This window comes from Streptomyces sp. NBC_00690 (assembly GCF_036226685.1).
GTDB lineage: Bacteria > Actinomycetota > Actinomycetes > Streptomycetales > Streptomycetaceae > Streptomyces.
On sequence record NZ_CP109009.1, the window covers coordinates 4293901 to 4309654 of the forward strand.

Genomic DNA, 15754 nt, shown 5'->3' on the forward strand with positions numbered 1-15754 from the left:
CTCACCCTATGAGGATTCCGGCCCGGAGCGTATGGGCGGAGTACGGAAATGGGGGGAGCGCTCGCTTCCATGGCGTACGCCGGTGGCTCACTCCGTGGCGCGCATCCCCCGTAGAGGTGAGTTGAGACCTCTTCGAAACATCGACCACCCGCTAGGTCAATAGCGTAAGACACCCGAAATGGCGTAGGCACAACGTGTAACTTCCTTACATTTCAAGGCAGTTGATGCGTTATGATCATGCATAAACGTGCCTGTCAACGACTGAATATGCGACCAGTCCAACCGCCCACGCGAGCCCTACTATCGGCTCGCCATGACAGCAGCAGGGAAGCACCAGGTGAGCCGGACGGACACATCCCGCCGGGGGAGCCGGCAAAGTCGGGCGGGCATCCGAGACGTCGCCGCCGCAGCCGGTGTCTCCATCACGACTGTCTCGGATGCGCTCAACGGAAAAGGGCGACTACCGGACGCCACCCGCAGACATGTCCGAGAGGTCGCCGATCGACTGGGTTACCGCCCATCGGCAGCGGCCCGCACTCTACGCACCGGAAAGTCGGGGCTCATCGGCCTGACGGTGACGACGTACGGGGATGAACCTTTCACCTTCACCGAGTTCGCGTACTTCGCCGAGATGGCGAGAGCCGCCACTTCGGCGGCTCTGGCACGCGGATACGCCTTGGTGATCCTCCCCGCCACCTCTCGTCACGACGTCTGGTCGAACGTCGCCCTCGACGGCACCGTCGTCATCGATCCATCGGACCACGATCCCGTCGTGACCGAGCTGGTCCGCCAGGGCCTGCCCGTCGTCTCGGACGGACGCCCGGCGGGTACGTTGCCCGTCACCGCCTGGGTGGACAACGACCATGAAGCCGCCGTACTCGACCTACTCGACCATCTGGCGGACGCAGGCGCCCGCCGGATCGGACTTCTGACCGGTACCACCACGGATACGTACACGCGCCTCTCCACAACCGCGTACCTGAACTGGTGCGAACGGGTGGGCCAGGATCCCGTCTACGAGTCCTACCCGGCACACGATCCGTGTGCCGGAGCCGTCGCAGCCGATCGGCTGCTCGCCCGACCGGACCGCCCCGACGCCGTGTACGGGCTCTTCGACCCCAACGGCACCGATCTGCTCGCCGCCGCCCGTCGCTACGGGCTGCGGGTACCCGAAGATCTTCTTCTCGTCTGTTGCAGCGAGTCAACCGTCTACGCCACCACCGAACCACCCATCACCACCCTCTCGCTCAAGCCGCGCAGAATCGGCACAGCAGTCGTCCAGCTACTCATCGACGCCATCGAGGGAATCAACGAGGACCGACCGGTCGAGCAGGTAATACCGACCGAACTGATCGTTCGGACCTCCTCGCAGCGCCGCTCCCCCCGAACGACGGTGAGTGCCCCCCGCTCGCCTTCTTCGGAATAGAACTCCTCAATCAGGACGAAACAACCGTCGTGTCAGGGGTGGGGACGGATTCACCACCCCTGGTGCGTCACAGAGCGCGGACCTCATTCCTATGATGGGCGCACGACACCGCGGACCACCCTGACCAGGCTGGGCCGAGAGGTGAACGGCGGCGCGACGGTGGTGGAGGGGTCGATGACTCAGGGGGCCGGTCAGGGACCCGTGGTGCGGACGGCAACATTGCGTGATTTCCGCGTACCACCGTATGCACAGGTGCCCGTACAGTCGCAGCTGGCCGAGGAGCAGGAGCCCCCGTCGGCTCCCCAGCCCTCCACGGCCTCAGAATCCGCATCACAGATGGAGGCACAGCAGGCTGCTCAGGTTCCTGAGGTGTCCCGAGAGCATGAGACACCCCACGCACCGCAGAGTTACCCCATGTCACCGATGCCCCAGCGGTCCGCGGCCTCGGAGCAGCGCCCTTCGCCCCACCCGGCTCCCGTCCCACCGCAGCCGTCCTCCACACCGGAGCCCCTGCACCAACAGCCGAGCCGCCTGCCCCCGCACGACACCCACCCCGGGAACGCCATTCCCGAGGACGAAATGCCCGAGGACTACACCCCCACCGAGCGCGACCTGCCGGTGATCCGGCGCAGTGCCGAGAACGACACGCTCCAGATGCCGACCACGTCGGGGGCCGCGGCCACCTCCGACGGCCTCGGCCCGCTCTACGTCGTCGGCGACGTCCATGGATACCTCGACGAACTGATCGACGCACTCACCGCCCAGGGGCTGATCGACGGTGACGGGGGCTGGGCCGCGGGCAACGCCCGTCTCTGGTTCCTCGGCGACTTCACCGACCGCGGTCCCGACGGGATCGGCGTCATCGACCTGGTGATGCGGCTCTCCGCCGAGGCCGCAGCGGCCGGCGGCTACTGCAAGGCCCTGATGGGCAACCACGAACTGCTCCTGCTGGGTGCCAAACGCTTCGGCGACACCCCGGTCAACTCGGGCGCGGGCACCGCCACCTTCCAGGCCGCCTGGCTGCTCAACGGCGGGCAGAAGGTCGATATGGACCGGCTCCAGGACGTCCATGTGCAGTGGATGGCCCGGCTCGACGCCGTGGTCGAAGAGGACCGGCATCTGCTGATGCACTCGGACACCACGGCCTACCTCGACTACGGCTCCACCATCGAGGACGTCAACGAAGCCGTTCACGAGATCCTCACCCGCAATGACGCCGACGAGTGCTGGGACCTCTTCCGCAAGCTCACCAAGCGGTTCGCCTTCCGTGACGAGGGAGGCGCCCAAGCCGTGCGAGACCTGCTCGCGGCCTACGGCGGCCAGCGCATCGTGCACGGTCACAGCCCCATTCCCTATCTGCTGGGCGAGGTCGGGAACGAGGACGGGGAAGAGACCGAACGCACGGTCATCGACGGCCCCCATGTGTACGCGGACGGGCTCGCCATCGCCATGGACGGCGGAGTGACCATGGCCGGAAAGCTACTGGTCGTCCAACTTCCCCTGCCCGATTAGCAAAGCGCGACCCCGATTTATGGAAACCCCCTGTCACGCCGTGCGGTAACCGCTCTACCATCTGCATATCCGTAGCAGGCTCTCCTCCGTTTCCGCCCAACCGTCCGTCAAAAGCGGGCGATTCGGGCCCTACGGAGCATCGGGGGATGCAGATGAAAAGCGCTCCGCACCTGCTGAACGAGGACCGCGCCGAATATGAGCGGGTCCTCGAAGAGGCACTGCGCAATGCGCCGGACCGACCTGATCTCGCTGCCATAGGGCAACGACTGAATGCAGCACAACTACGCACGATGGCCTTGAACGCGACGGCGTCGATCACTGGCGCCGCCGCAGCCGAGTACGAGCACTATGTGAAGATCCGCGAGGAAACCCGCGCATCCGCAGCGGCGGCGGTCACCCATGATTCCGTACAGGCACCGGACGGGCCGGCCGAACGGGGTGCGGGACTCGCGGCCGTGATCGGCGCCCTGGCACCGGTGCTCGCCGGCACGGCAGCGGTGATCTTCCTGTTGATCGGCTACAGCCTCAGAATGCTGGAGCCCGTTCCCACCATCGCCCGCTCACTGGTGTCCGCCGGCTGGTTCTTCGGCGCACTCGCCGCCGTCGCCATCCTCGCCGCGGGCATCGGACTGCTGGTGACAGCCCTGCGCAACGGGGCAACACAGGTACACGCGGCGGAGGCGCCGGACGAGTTGCCCGACGAGGTGGCCCGCGCCAAGGACGCCTGGCGACACGCCCTGGTGGAGCGCGGCGTCCTGCCCTTCCTCCAGACGGCCTTGAACGACCCAAGCGTCGACCCCGCCTCCACCACTCCTCCGCGCCCTCTGGGCCGGATCCCCAAGGTGGGCTACAGCGGACCGGACTACTCCAGTCCCAGCAAGGGCGCGACCAAGGGGCAGCGCCCCACCTTCACCAGCCCCGACTTCTCCAGCCCTGATTTCGGCGGTCCGGAGCACCAGCCGGACTGACCATCCCGTCCGATGGTCCGTGCGGGATGCCGACCATCGGGCGCGGGACCCGTCGTCTCCACGGTCCGGCCGAACGCCGGTGCCGTGGAGACGATCCGGGCCCGGCAGATGAACGCGGTACGGGCAGGAAGCGTGAGTCCGGGTGAAGTGCGGGACAACGTGGGCGTGGTACCGCGCGAGCACCCACAGTGGCCGCGCCGAGGTACTGGCATCGAGCCCCCGGAACCCCCACGCCAGCCTGGTCCACCCGCGGCCCCGCGAGTACCCCACAGGGGATTCGCCCGGCCCGAGCGGGCCGACCCCAGGCCCCGTACCGACGTGACTCGGCTCGGGAGGAAGTCAGCCCGCTGCCCGATCAGTCGGCCATGGGCAGATAGACCCGATTGCCGCTGGCTGCGAACTCCTTCGACTTCTGGAGCATGCCCGCCGAGACCTCCTCGTCGGACTTTTGCGCTTGATCGCCACCGAACTGCTCATTGATGCTGCGACTGATCTTCATCGAGCAGAACTTGGGGCCGCACATGGAACAGAAATGGGCGGTCTTCGCCGGTTCCGCCGGCAGCGTCTCGTCGTGGAACTCCCTTGCGGTATCCGGATCGAGCGCCAAATTGAACTGGTCTTCCCAGCGGAACTCAAAACGCGCATCGGAGAGCGCATCGTCCCATTCCTGGGCACCCGGATGGCCCTTGGCGAGATCGGCGGCGTGCGCTGCGATCTTGTAAGTGATCACACCGGTCTTCACATCGTCTCGATTGGGGAGCCCCAGGTGCTCTTTGGGGGTGACGTAGCAGAGCATCGCCGTCCCCCACCAGGCGATCATCGCCGCTCCGATGCCGGAGGTGATGTGGTCATAGGCGGGCGCCACATCGGTCGTGAGCGGGCCGAGCGTGTAGAAGGGGGCCTCCTCGCAGATCTCCTGCTGAAGGTCGATGTTCTCCTTGATCTTGTGCATGGGAACGTGGCCGGGGCCCTCGATCATCGTCTGCACATGCAACCGCTTGGCGATCCGGTTGAGCTCCCCCAGGGTGTGCAACTCGGCGAACTGCGCCTCGTCATTGGCGTCGGCGATCGACCCGGGCCGAAGCCCGTCGCCGAGCGAGTAGGTGACGTCATAGGCGGCGAGGATCTCGCACAGTTCCTCGAAGTTCTCGTAGAGGAACGATTCCTTATGGTGGGCGAGACACCAGGCGGCCATGATCGAGCCGCCACGGGACACGATGCCCGTCTTGCGGCGCGCGGTGAGGGGCACGTACCGCAACAGCACCCCCGCATGGACGGTCATGTAGTCCACGCCCTGCTCAGCCTGCTCGATGACCGTGTCCTTGTAGATCTCCCAGTTCAGCTCCTCGGCCCGGCCGTCCACCTTCTCCAGCGCCTGGTAGAGCGGAACCGTCCCGATCGGGACCGGGGAGTTGCGCAGCACCCACTCACGGGTCGTGTGGATGTTGCGTCCGGTGGACAGGTCCATGACCGTGTCGGCACCCCACCGCGTCGCCCAGGTCATCTTGTCCACCTCCTCCTCGATGGAGGAAGTGACCGCCGAGTTGCCGATGTTGGCGTTGACCTTCACCAGAAATCGCTTGCCGATGATCATCGGCTCGATCTCCGGATGGTTGACGTTGGCGGGCAGCACGGCTCGACCTGCGGCGATCTCCTCCCGTACGACCTCGGGGGAGACGTTCTCGCGGATCGCGACGTACTCCATCTCAGGAGTGATCTCGCCACGGCGCGCGTACGCCAGTTGCGTCACCGGCTGTCCGTCGCGCCCTCGACGGGGCTGACGCGGTCGGCCGGGGAAAACCGCGTCGAGATTCTTCAGTCCGCCGCGCGGGGAGGTGTGCTTGAGTCCGTCGTCCTCGGGACGGGCCGGACGGCCCGCGTACTCCTCGGTGTCCCCCCGAGCGATGATCCAGTTCTCCCGCAGCGGCGCCAGCCCACGCCGTACATCGGTGTCGACGACGGGATCGGTGTACGGGCCGGAGGTGTCATACAGCGTCACATCCTTCCCGTTGGTGAGGTGCACCTGTCGAACGGGCACCCGGAGGTCGGGACGCGAGCCCTCGACGTACCCCTTGTGCCAGCCCGGTTTCCGTCCGGTCGAAGCGGCGGATTCGATGGCGTCGCCCGATTCGGTGGATCCGACCTGGTCGACGGCAGGCGTGCGTGCATCCTGAACGGTCATAAGACCTACTCCCTACGCCGGCATTACCCGGTAACAGGTTCGGCGGTCGACGCAGCGGCTTCCGTCACTGCCGTGCTGGTTTAGGCCAGTCGGCTCTACGGAGGTCAGCGCCCTCTCAGCCCGGTGCTCCGAGCTCCCGCGTGTGCAAAGGTGCCACCACGCTAGCGCCCTTTCTGGCGCGCTGAACAGAGGCCCCCTGCCGTTCTTGCGATGATCGGTCGGTGACCTCTTCGCCGTCCGACCCCCAGCAAGGGCTCGATCCCCAGTGGGGACCTGTCTCTCCGGAGTCCCATCGTCCGCCACGGGAGTCGTTGGAGCGCTCGCAGGAGACACCGGACTCTCCCCCCAACCCCGTCCCACCGCGCCAGCGGCCGATGCCCGCGTGGCCCGAGCCCCAGGGCCAACCCCCGGGCCCCGCAGACGACTCGGGAAGCGTCCCCGCGCATCCGCCGGCCCATGGCTACGGCGCTGCCCAGTCGCCGTACGCCCCCGGCCCTCAAGGCCACCACGGCCCTCCGGACGCGGCGCTGCGGGACCGGCCCGTCCCACACGGCGCCCGGGGCCACGAGCCCAACGGGCAGTTCGCCACGCCCGTCCCTTCCACCGCCCCTGGCCACGACCACGACCATCCTCCGGGCCGTCCCTCTCCCGCCGCCCCGTCCGGTCACTCCCACTCGCACAGTCATGGCCCCGCCATGCCCGTCTCACGTCACCTTCGCAAGGTGATCGCCGCGGTGCTGATTCCTTTCGCCACCGCGGTCGTCGTGGGCCTCCTCGTGCTCTGGCCCGGCTCAGCGCCGGGTCATGAACGCACCGGCGTCGGGTTCGACCGGCAGACCGAGCAGGGCAAGGTGACCAGCGTGCAGCGGGTCGACTGCAAGGACGTGAACGTCGCCCAGGTGCCGCCGACGGGAGACACCAGCACTCCGGAGGGCCGGGAGGCGGTCAACGCCCAGCAGGGCCAGTGCAAGAAGGCGAAGGTCCAGCTCACCTCGGGCAAGGACATGGGGCGCGTCTTCACCGAAGTCATCCAGCCCGATGCCTCACGGCAGTTGCAACAGGGCCAGGAAGTGGTGGTCGCGTACGCTCCCGACGCCCCGCGCGACCTCCAGTACGCCGTCATCGATGTGAACCGTGGCTTCCCGATGACCCTGCTCGCCGGGATCTTCGCCCTCGCCGTGGTGCTCGTGGGACGGATGCGTGGGGTGATGGCGCTGATCGCGCTGGTCATCTCCTTCGCCGTACTGACCCTGTTCATCCTGCCCGCCATCTTGGACGGGTCCAATCCGCTGGTCGTCGCGGTGGTCGGGGCCAGTGCGATCATGCTGGTCGCCCTCTATCTGTGCCACGGACTGACCGCTCGTACCTCGGTCGCCGTTCTGGGCACCCTGATCTCCCTTCTGCTGATCGGTCTGCTCGGCTCGCTCTACATCGGCTGGGCGCATCTGAGCGGCAACACGGACGACAACACCGGTCTGATCCACGGGCTGTACCCGAACATCGATATGAGCGGCCTCCTGCTGGCCGGTGTCATCATCGGCTCGCTCGGAGTGCTCGACGACGTCACCGTGACCCAGACGTCCGCGGTCTGGGAGTTGCACCAGGCAGACCCGAGGATGGGGCCCCGCGCGCTGTATCGCGCCGGCATCCGGATCGGACGCGACCACATCGCCTCCGTGGTCAACACGCTGGTGCTGGCCTACGCGGGCGCGGCGCTGCCCCTCCTGCTGCTCTTCTCGATCGCGCAGAGCAGTGTGGGCACGGTCGCCAACAGCGAACTGGTGGCGGAGGAGATCGTCCGGACCCTGATCGGCTCGATCGGTCTGGTGGCCTCCGTTCCGGTCACCACGGCACTCGCAGCTCTGGTGGTGTCCGCCGACCGCACGGCAGCCGGTGACGAAGCGGGCAGGGGAAGAGGCGGCGCTCCCGGCGGGCTGGGTGCTCCCCGTACGGCCGGGGACGGCACGGCGGAGCCCACCGGGCGACGCGGCGAGGGCGGACTGCCGGGCGGCGGCGGGGTCTTGACGCGTGGGGGCAAGGGGCGACGCCGCAAGAAGTAGCGTCGGAGCGGGGTGGGCAGCTCCTCCGGCCCGTGCTTCGGCCCGTGCTTCGGCCCGGGGGCCCGTGGCCTGTGCGGCCCCGGAGTGGAGGAGGCGTTGGGGGAGACCCCGTCGCCGCCCTCCGCAGGTGACCGCGGCCTCAGCCGGCGTTCTCCTCGGCCAGGATCTCCTGGAGGGCCTTGTCCAGATTCCCTTCGAAGTCTCCGAAGGTTCGTTCCTGCCCCAGTGGCACCAGCTTGTCGGTGCGGTCGAGGAAGGCCACGACCGGTGCGGTGCGTACGTGGAACAGGGCCCGGTCCGCGCCGACTTGGAGCCGAATGGCGATGTCGGCCAGCTCCTCCGGGCCCGTGGGGCCGATGTGCACATCACCGTCACCGCTTGGCCCCAGCACCCCGTCCAGGAGGAGATCGCGACTGAAGACCCAGGTCACAGGCGCGTCTCCAGGTAGATGGAAGGTCATCCGCAGAGCGTACGGATCGTCCGTCGCATACCGGAGCTCCACCGGAATCCGGAACGACAGCTCCTCGGAGACAAGGAAACTCATCAAGACCTCGGCCTGGACCGACTCGCGCATCGTCTACCCCGCAGTGAATGAAACCCGCTGAAAGCCTGCCGAAAACGGCCAGGAATGATCCCCCTGGCGCTCTTGCCGTAATCGTGCTGCACACGCTAGAGGACTACAAGGAGTGATTTTTCAGATACTGATAGAGAATGCCAGCGCGTCGAGCAGCCCGGCAACTCCGCTGCGTAGTTGTTCGACTGCGGGAAGCAACCTCTCCTGTTGGTGGAGGGGTAGAGAAATGGCCATCGCGGCTGCGTTGGAGCCGACCATCATGGGGATGGCAGCGCACACCGTGCCCAAGGCGTACTCCTGGCGCTCGACCACCGGTTGCGTACGACCCGTGGCGGCGAGCCGCTCCACGAGTGCGCGGCGATCGGACACGGAGTACCGCGTGACGGGTTGCACGGGATGACGATCGAGGTGGTCCCCGAGCGCGGCGTCGTCGAGTTGGCTCAGTAGGCACTGGCCCACGGCGTGGGCGTGGCCGGTCTCCCGGAAGTTCGCCCACTCCGCGACGGCCGGGGCGTGAGGGCTGTCGGCATAGGCGACCAGCTCAATCTCGCCCTCGCGGTACAGGGCGAAGTAGACGGGGACGCCCAGCGCGTCCCGCCAGTGGTGGAGGGACTCTTCAAGTCTGCTGCGACGATTCTGCACAGCGCCGCCGACCGCGAGTCGTTCCACCGCGCCACCGAGGACGAAGACGCCCTTCTCCCGGAGCAGATAGCCCTCGTGGGTCAGGGTGCGCAGCAGATGGTAGGCGGTGGGAAGGGGAATGCCCGCCTCCCTCGCCAGTTGCTTCGCGGGCGCGCCGTCCCGATGGGAGGCAGCGGCCTCCAGCAGTCGAAGGGCCCGCTGCACCGAAGTGATCAGCGTTGGGGCAGCGTGCGGAGCTGTGGCCATAGGTCAACCCCCAGGCATGGTGACGGGCGCCGTGCCCGCCCGCGGGGGCCGCCCCCGCGCGCCCGCCGCACGGCCGCCCCGGAACCTACCTGAAGGGAGAAGTTCCGGGGGCCGAGGGACGGCTTGCCACTGTAATGGCCGTCAGACTGGAGGGACCTGGCCTTTGCCGGCCGTTCCCCCGGCCGGGTTAACACCCCTGCGGAGAGCGCCTACCAATCCTCGCGCGAACTGGGGGAACCGGTGAACTTCCGTACGACGAAGATGAGTCCGGCGACGAGGGCGACGAAGAGCAGCACGTTGAAGAGCAGGCTGACCACGAATCCGAGGACGTTGGCGATCAGCCCTCCGAAGACGGACAGGACGACCACCGGAACGGCAACCCACTTCACCCACCAGGGCAGTCCAGCGAAGATCTCCCGCATGGCCATCGCCTTACCTCTTTCTCCTCTGTGCATCATCGGTCCACCGGACGCCCCAGGTGTCCCAGAAGGGGTCTGCTGAACCTCCTGACCTCTGCCTTCGATGCTAGGCGGACCCATGGGGTGAGCGGGGCCCCGACAGCCCTTGCTCTCCCCTGACCGACCCCCTAGGGACCGTGGTGGACCCGACTCCGCTCGGAGCAGGAATCCTGGGCGGGGGCCTCAGCTCTCGGGAGGAGAGAAGACCACCATCACCCGCAGGTCCTCGGTGATGTGGTGGAACTTGTGCGGCACCCCGGCAGGTACGTAGACCACACTGCCGCGACCGACCTGGGTCGTCTCCATACCGACCGTGATCGCCGCGCGGCCACTGACGACGAAGTAGACCTCGTCCTCGGCATGGGGAAGTTGCGGATCGAGATCGCCGGAGTCCAGCGCATAGAGGCCGACGGACATGTTCCGCTCGCGCAAGAACTGGAGGTAGGCGCCGTCGTTGGCGGCCCTCTCGACCTCCAGTTCGTCCAGTCGGAATGCCTTCATCGTCTATCCGCCCCTGCCATTGGTCCGATCACGTCTGCCACGATCAGACGCATGATGAATCTTCTCGTCAAGACGATCGCCAATGCTGTGGCCCTGGCCATCGCCATCTGGTTGCTCTCGGACATCACGCTGACCGGTGACAGCACCGGCAAGAAAACAACGACCCTGATCGTGGTCGCCCTGATCTTCGGGCTGGTCAACGCGGTCGTCAAGCCGATCGTGAAACTGCTGACCCTGCCGCTGTTCGTTCTCACACTGGGCTTGATCACACTGATCGTCAATGCGCTGATGCTGCTGCTGACGTCCTGGTTCGCCGACAAGCTCGATCTGAACTTCCACGTCGAAGGCTTCTGGACCGCCGTACTGGGCGGCCTGATCATCTCGCTGGTCTCCTGGGCGCTCAGCGTCGCCCTGCCCGACAAGGACTGAGGCCGCACGGACCCCGCGCTCCGGGACTTTCAGGACTTTCGGGCCCTTCGGTGCTTTCGGTTCCTTCGGAGCCGGACCCGCCCACCACCCACCACAGCCGAGCAGGACTCAGCCGAGCACGACGAGGATCGAAACCACACGATGAACAGCGCACAGAGCCCGGGAGACGGGACGAGGGCGGTACGGGCCGGATTGCCCGAGCCGGTGAAGCACGAGCCGACCCTGCCTGGTCCGGTCTTCGCCGCCCATTTCCATCTGCCGGGCGAACCGACCGGACCGTACACCTACGGACGGGACTCCAATCCCACCTGGACCCTTCTGGAGAGGGCGATCGGTGAGCTGGAGGCGCCGGGCGTCCCGGTCGAGACCGTGACCTTCGCGTCCGGGATGGCGGCGATCTCGGCCGTGCTCTTCTCCCAGCTCAGAACCGGGGACGCGGTGGTGTTGCCCAGTGACGGCTACCAGGCGCTTCCCTTGGTGCGGGAACAGTTGGAGGCGTACGGAATCGAGGTGCGAACGGCACCCACGCGTGAGGACCGCCAGCTGTCGGTCCTGGACGGGGCACGGCTCCTCTGGATCGAGAGCCCGTCCAATCCCGGGCTCGACGTGTGCGACATCCGCCGGCTCACGGAGGCGGCACACCGGGCGGGCGCACTGGTCGCCGTCGACAACACCCTGGCGACCCCGTTGGGACAGCGCCCGCTGGAACTGGGCGCGGACTTCTCGGTCGCCAGTGACACCAAGGGCCTGACCGGCCATGGCGATCTCCTCCTCGGCCATGTGAGCTGTCGCAATGCCGACCTGGCGGAAGGCGTACGGCGTTGGCGCAAGGTGGTCGGCGCGATTCCCGGGCCGATGGAGGCTTGGCTCGCACACCGCTCGCTCGCCACGCTCCAGCTGCGGATCGAGCGCAGCTGCGCCAACGCCCTGGCACTGGCTCGGGCGCTGAGCGAGCGCGGCGAAGTGGGTGGGCTGCGGTATCCGGGGCTTCCCACCGATCCCTCGTACCCAATGGCTTCGCTCCAGATGAAGCGCTATGGCGGGATCGTCTCCTTCGTGCTGCCCGACCGGGCCCACGCGGAAAGGTTCCTGGACGCCCTGCGACTCGTGGACGACGCCACGAGCTTCGGTGGAGTGCGCTCATCGGCGGAGCGCAGGGGCCGCTGGGGCGGGGATGCGGTGCCCGAGGGCTTCGTACGGCTCTCGGCGGGCGCGGAGGACACGGAGGACCTGGTGGCCGATGTGCTGCGAGCGCTGGACGAGGCAGTCGACGAGCCGGCGACACGACCCTTGCGCTGACGGCGATCCATCCGTCGTACGGCGGCACATCAAGGCCCGGACGGAAAGGCTCCACAGGACGGTCACACGTGAATGCGGTTTGGCGGCGAGAACGGGGGCACCCATGGGTACGGACGGAGATCCTCGGGCAGTCAAAGCGGGCGCGCCCGTCAAGGACAGAAGGTCCGAAGCCGTTGGTGGGCGGTCCGAACCTCCCCCCTCGTGGCTCGGACCGCCCCGGTTCATCCCCCCGAAGAACCTCGTGACCAAGGCTAGTTGACTCTGCGTCAGTGTCCAATCACAGTAACGACAGCGACCTATCGACTTATTTATAGTTGTCCGATCCGCGAGCATCGTCGGTCGAGAGGGGCGCTCGACATGGATCTGGCGTTGCTACGCACATTCGTCACCGTCCACCGCGCAGGCTCCTTCACCCGCGCCGCCGCCTTGCTGGGACTCTCCCAGCCAGCGGTGACGGGCCAGATCCGCACCCTGGAACGCCAACTGGGCCGTCCGCTCTTCCTTCGACAGGCACGTGGCGTCACCCCGACCACCATCGGTGACGAGCTCGCCCATCGCGCCGCTCCCCACCTGGACGCCCTGGTCGAGATCGCCGAGACCGGACTGGACGAGACATCCGGCGTACGGACCCTGCATCTGGCCGGACCACCCGAATTCACATCCCTGCGCGCCCTGCCCGCCCTCACCCCGCTGATCTCCCAGGGGCTGGCCCTGCGCGCCTCGTTCGGGAACGCCGAGGAGACCCTCGAAGGATTGGCCGCCGGCCATCATGATCTGGCCATCACCACGGCCCGTCCCCGCGGCGGCCTCCTCACCGCGACTCCGCTCTGTGACGAGGAGCATGTCCTCGTCGCCTCCCCGCGGTGGGGGGCCCGACTGGGCCCGGAGGTGTTACGCCGCGGCCATGTGGTGCTGGAGCAACTGCCCGTGGTGGAAGTCCATGAGTCGCTCCCCCTGGTGGCCCGCTACTGGGCCGCGGTCTTCGACTCGCGTCCAGCCGCCGCAGGGGCCGTCATCGCGCCGGACCTCAGGGCGGTGCTGGAGAGCGCGGCGGCCGGGGCCGGCCTCGCGGTGCTGCCGCGATACCTCTGTGAGGACGCCTTGGAGCGGGGTCGCCTTGTGGCATTGCTGGACCCTCCGGTACCCCCGTTGCGGACGTACTTCCTCGTGGTGAGGACGGGGACGCTGGCGCTTCCTCCGATCGCCCGGGCGCACGAGTGGCTGCTGCGGGCAGCGGGCGACTGGTGAACGAACGCGTCCCAGGAGTTTCAGAACCGCCGTCGTGGGCCATTTTCTAGCCATGACCGAACGTCCCGTGGTCAAGCGCACCGCACGTGCCGTCCTGCTCGATGGCGACGATCTCGTTCTGATCAAGCGCACCAAGCCAGGGCTCGATCCATACTGGCTGACGCCGGGCGGCGGGGTCGAGTCGACGGACACCACGGTGATCGCTGCTCTGCACCGAGAGCTGGACGAGGAGCTGGGTGCGAAGGTCACCGATGTGGTGCCTTGCTTCGTCGACACCGTGGAGCACATCGCGGGCGGTGGCATCGCCGGGGTCAAGGTGCAGCACTTCTTCGTCTGCCGTCTGGAGTCCATGGACCCGTCCCTCCGACACGGCCCGGAGATCGACGAGCCATGTGGGGAGTACGAGATCGTCCGGGTCCCCTTCAGCCGGGTGGGGATCGCCGCGGTCCATCTCGTACCGCTCTCGTTGCGGCACTATCTGGACGGCAACATCGAGGGAGTGCGCGCATTGCACGCCCATGACCTGGGCTGATGGATCGAACAGAACGATCCGGTCCACTGCTGGACCGACCCGCGCCCGCCCCTGGCCTCCTGTCGTCACCTTGTCCCACCGACGACGTACCTGGTGCAGTCGGTCCGCCCGCTAGCTCCCGACGGTGATCAGGTCCTCGAAGGAGTCATGGCGGATGCGGTTGGGCGGTATGCCGATGCCCCGCAGGGCGTGCACTCCGCTACGGATCATCCCGGGAGGTCCGGAGAGATATCCGTCGTACTCGTGCCAGGGGCCGAACTCCCTCACCGCATCGGGAAAGTGCGCCCGGTCGTCGACAATGGGACGCACCGACAGCCAGGGATGCGTCTTCTGGAGCCGCAACATGGTGTCGATGTCATAGAGGTCGAAGTCCGTGCGCGCCCCGTAGAAGACCTCGACCGGCCGCCGGGTGCCGTGTTGGGCAACGTCTTCGACCAGCGCCTTGATGGGGGCGATTCCCGTTCCTCCACCGAGGCAGAGGAGACCGTTGTCGGTGGAGTGGTCGACCGTCATGGAGCCGGCCGGTGGACCCAGCCGCAGGATGTCGCCGGGGCGGGCGTGGCGAACCAGTGCCCCCGAGACCCAGCCGGCGGGCACCGCCTTCACATGGAACGAGAGAAGCCCGTCGGGGCGCGGTGCGCTGGCGAAGGAGTAGTGACGCCAGACCCGTGGCCACCAGGGCGTCTCCACGCTGGTGTACTGCCCGGCGACAAAGGGATAGGGCTGGTCGGGGCGCACCGTGACAACGGCTATATCGGGCGTTCGAAGATCGTGGGAGACCACCTCGGCATGCCACCAGGCAGGCGCCTGCACCTGGTTCTCCGCTGCGGCATCAATCATGATCTGCGAAATCGTGGTGTATGTACGCACCCAGGCAGCCTCGGTATCGGGCCCCCAGGTCTGTGTGGCATATCGACTCAAGGCGCCGAGAAGGGCCTCGCCCACGGCCGGGTAGTGGGCGGCCTGCGTCCCGTACTTGCGGTGTCCACGCCCCAGATGCTGAAGGTACTCGGTGAGGACGGCCGGATCGTCCATATGCTCGGCGGCAGTGAGCAGCGCTTTGAGCAGCCGGTCGCGCTGAGTGTCCATCGCGACCGGGAAGAGGGGGCGTAGTTCGGGGTGCCCCACGAACAGCAGGGCGTAGAAGTAGGAGGTGACCCGGTCGGCCGTCGGCTCGATCTCGGCCAACGTGCGTCGAACAAGTTCGGCGTCGGAGGGCACTTCGGATGTCGAGGCGGGGCTCAGGGTCGGCCTCGACGGTTCGGCTACGGGTCCCTGCTCGATGGCAAGGGCCTGGTGCTGACCGGGTAGGCGCAGTCGGGTGGGGGTGCCCAGGGGGCTGACCGCCTCGCGCGGCCAGGGAAGTTCATCTCGGGCCGGGGCGCGGCCTTCGGCCGGGTGGACGGGATAGAAGCGGGGCGGGTCGTCCATCGAACGCTGCGTGCGCTCCTCACCGATCCGTTCGCCACCCATGCTCCCGGAGCGCTGAGTGGTTTGCCGCCGGGCGGCCTCGGCCGGTGGTGTCCGGAGGTCATCCGGGGAGGGCTCCGGCGGGATGGCTATGCCTTCGTCGGAACCGTTGTCACCTGATCTGCTGGCCGACACGGTAGTTGTCGGAGCGTCCATTGTCTGCCTCGCCTCGAACATCTCTTGTTCGGTCTCCGCACTTCCATCTGC

The 15754-nt window shown here is 67.4% G+C and carries 14 protein-coding genes; 8 read left to right on the forward strand and 6 right to left on the reverse strand.

From position 1 onward, the window contains the following. The first annotated feature begins 313 nt into the window (after positions 1-313). The 3 genes from OID54_RS18885 (at position 314) to OID54_RS18895 (ending at position 3906) form a co-directional block, all read left to right on the forward strand. Positions 314-1426, forward strand: a complete 1113-nt coding sequence (locus OID54_RS18885; RefSeq protein WP_329021175.1) for a LacI family DNA-binding transcriptional regulator — start codon at positions 314-316, stop codon at positions 1424-1426. Positions 1427-1585: 159 nt separating this feature from the next. Beyond that, entirely contained in the window at positions 1586-2938 is a 1353-nt protein-coding gene (locus OID54_RS18890; RefSeq protein WP_443055783.1) for a metallophosphoesterase, read from the forward strand. 146 nt (positions 2939-3084) lie between these two features. Next, positions 3085-3906 (forward strand): hypothetical protein, encoded by an 822-nt coding sequence (locus OID54_RS18895; RefSeq protein WP_329021179.1) that lies wholly within the window; start codon positions 3085-3087, stop codon positions 3904-3906. A gap of 355 nt (positions 3907-4261) precedes the next feature. Here the strand turns inward: OID54_RS18895 and thiC are convergent, their stop codons facing one another. Continuing rightward, positions 4262-6088 carry a phosphomethylpyrimidine synthase ThiC gene (gene thiC, locus OID54_RS18900; RefSeq protein WP_329021181.1) on the reverse strand — a complete coding sequence of 609 codons (1827 nt, stop codon included), beginning with the start codon at positions 6086-6088 and terminating at the stop codon, positions 4262-4264. 695 nt (positions 6089-6783) lie between these two features. On the opposite strand from thiC, the gene OID54_RS18905 reads away from it, so the two are divergent. Then, positions 6784-8148 carry a YibE/F family protein gene (locus OID54_RS18905; protein WP_329021183.1) on the forward strand — a complete coding sequence of 455 codons (1365 nt, stop codon included), beginning with the start codon at positions 6784-6786 and terminating at the stop codon, positions 8146-8148. Positions 8149-8287: 139 nt separating this feature from the next. Here the strand turns inward: OID54_RS18905 and OID54_RS18910 are convergent, their stop codons facing one another. The 4 genes from OID54_RS18910 to OID54_RS18925 form a co-directional block, all read right to left on the reverse strand. Continuing rightward, positions 8288-8722 (reverse strand): SsgA family sporulation/cell division regulator, encoded by a 435-nt coding sequence (locus tag OID54_RS18910; RefSeq protein ID WP_329021185.1) that lies wholly within the window; start codon positions 8720-8722, stop codon positions 8288-8290. A 120-nt stretch (positions 8723-8842) separates the two neighbouring features. After that, entirely contained in the window at positions 8843-9610 is a 768-nt protein-coding gene (locus OID54_RS18915; RefSeq protein WP_329021187.1) for an IclR family transcriptional regulator, read from the reverse strand. A gap of 209 nt (positions 9611-9819) precedes the next feature. Further along, positions 9820-10032: a DUF5326 family protein gene (locus OID54_RS18920; RefSeq protein ID WP_329021189.1), complete on the reverse strand. Its 213-nt coding sequence runs from the start codon at positions 10030-10032 to the stop codon at positions 9820-9822. 219 nt (positions 10033-10251) lie between these two features. Further along, positions 10252-10569: a cupin domain-containing protein gene (locus OID54_RS18925; RefSeq protein WP_329021191.1), complete on the reverse strand. Its 318-nt coding sequence runs from the start codon at positions 10567-10569 to the stop codon at positions 10252-10254. 51 nt (positions 10570-10620) lie between these two features. On the opposite strand from OID54_RS18925, the gene OID54_RS18930 reads away from it, so the two are divergent. The 4 genes from OID54_RS18930 (at position 10621) to OID54_RS18945 (ending at position 14077) form a co-directional block, all read left to right on the forward strand. Next, entirely contained in the window at positions 10621-10998 is a 378-nt protein-coding gene (locus OID54_RS18930) for a phage holin family protein (protein WP_329021193.1), read from the forward strand. Between the two features lie 141 nt (positions 10999-11139). Further along, positions 11140-12297: a cystathionine gamma-lyase gene (locus OID54_RS18935; protein ID WP_329021195.1), complete on the forward strand. Its 1158-nt coding sequence runs from the start codon at positions 11140-11142 to the stop codon at positions 12295-12297. Positions 12298-12654: 357 nt separating this feature from the next. Continuing rightward, positions 12655-13545: a LysR family transcriptional regulator gene (locus OID54_RS18940; protein ID WP_329021196.1), complete on the forward strand. Its 891-nt coding sequence runs from the start codon at positions 12655-12657 to the stop codon at positions 13543-13545. 52 nt (positions 13546-13597) lie between these two features. Further along, positions 13598-14077 (forward strand): NUDIX hydrolase, encoded by a 480-nt coding sequence (locus OID54_RS18945; protein ID WP_329021197.1) that lies wholly within the window; start codon positions 13598-13600, stop codon positions 14075-14077. 111 nt (positions 14078-14188) lie between these two features. Here OID54_RS18945 and OID54_RS18950 read toward each other — a convergent pair whose 3' ends face one another. Next, complete coding sequence (locus tag OID54_RS18950) at positions 14189-15724, reverse strand: globin domain-containing protein (protein ID WP_329021198.1); 1536 nt, start codon at positions 15722-15724, stop codon at positions 14189-14191. Positions 15725-15754 lie beyond the last annotated feature (30 nt).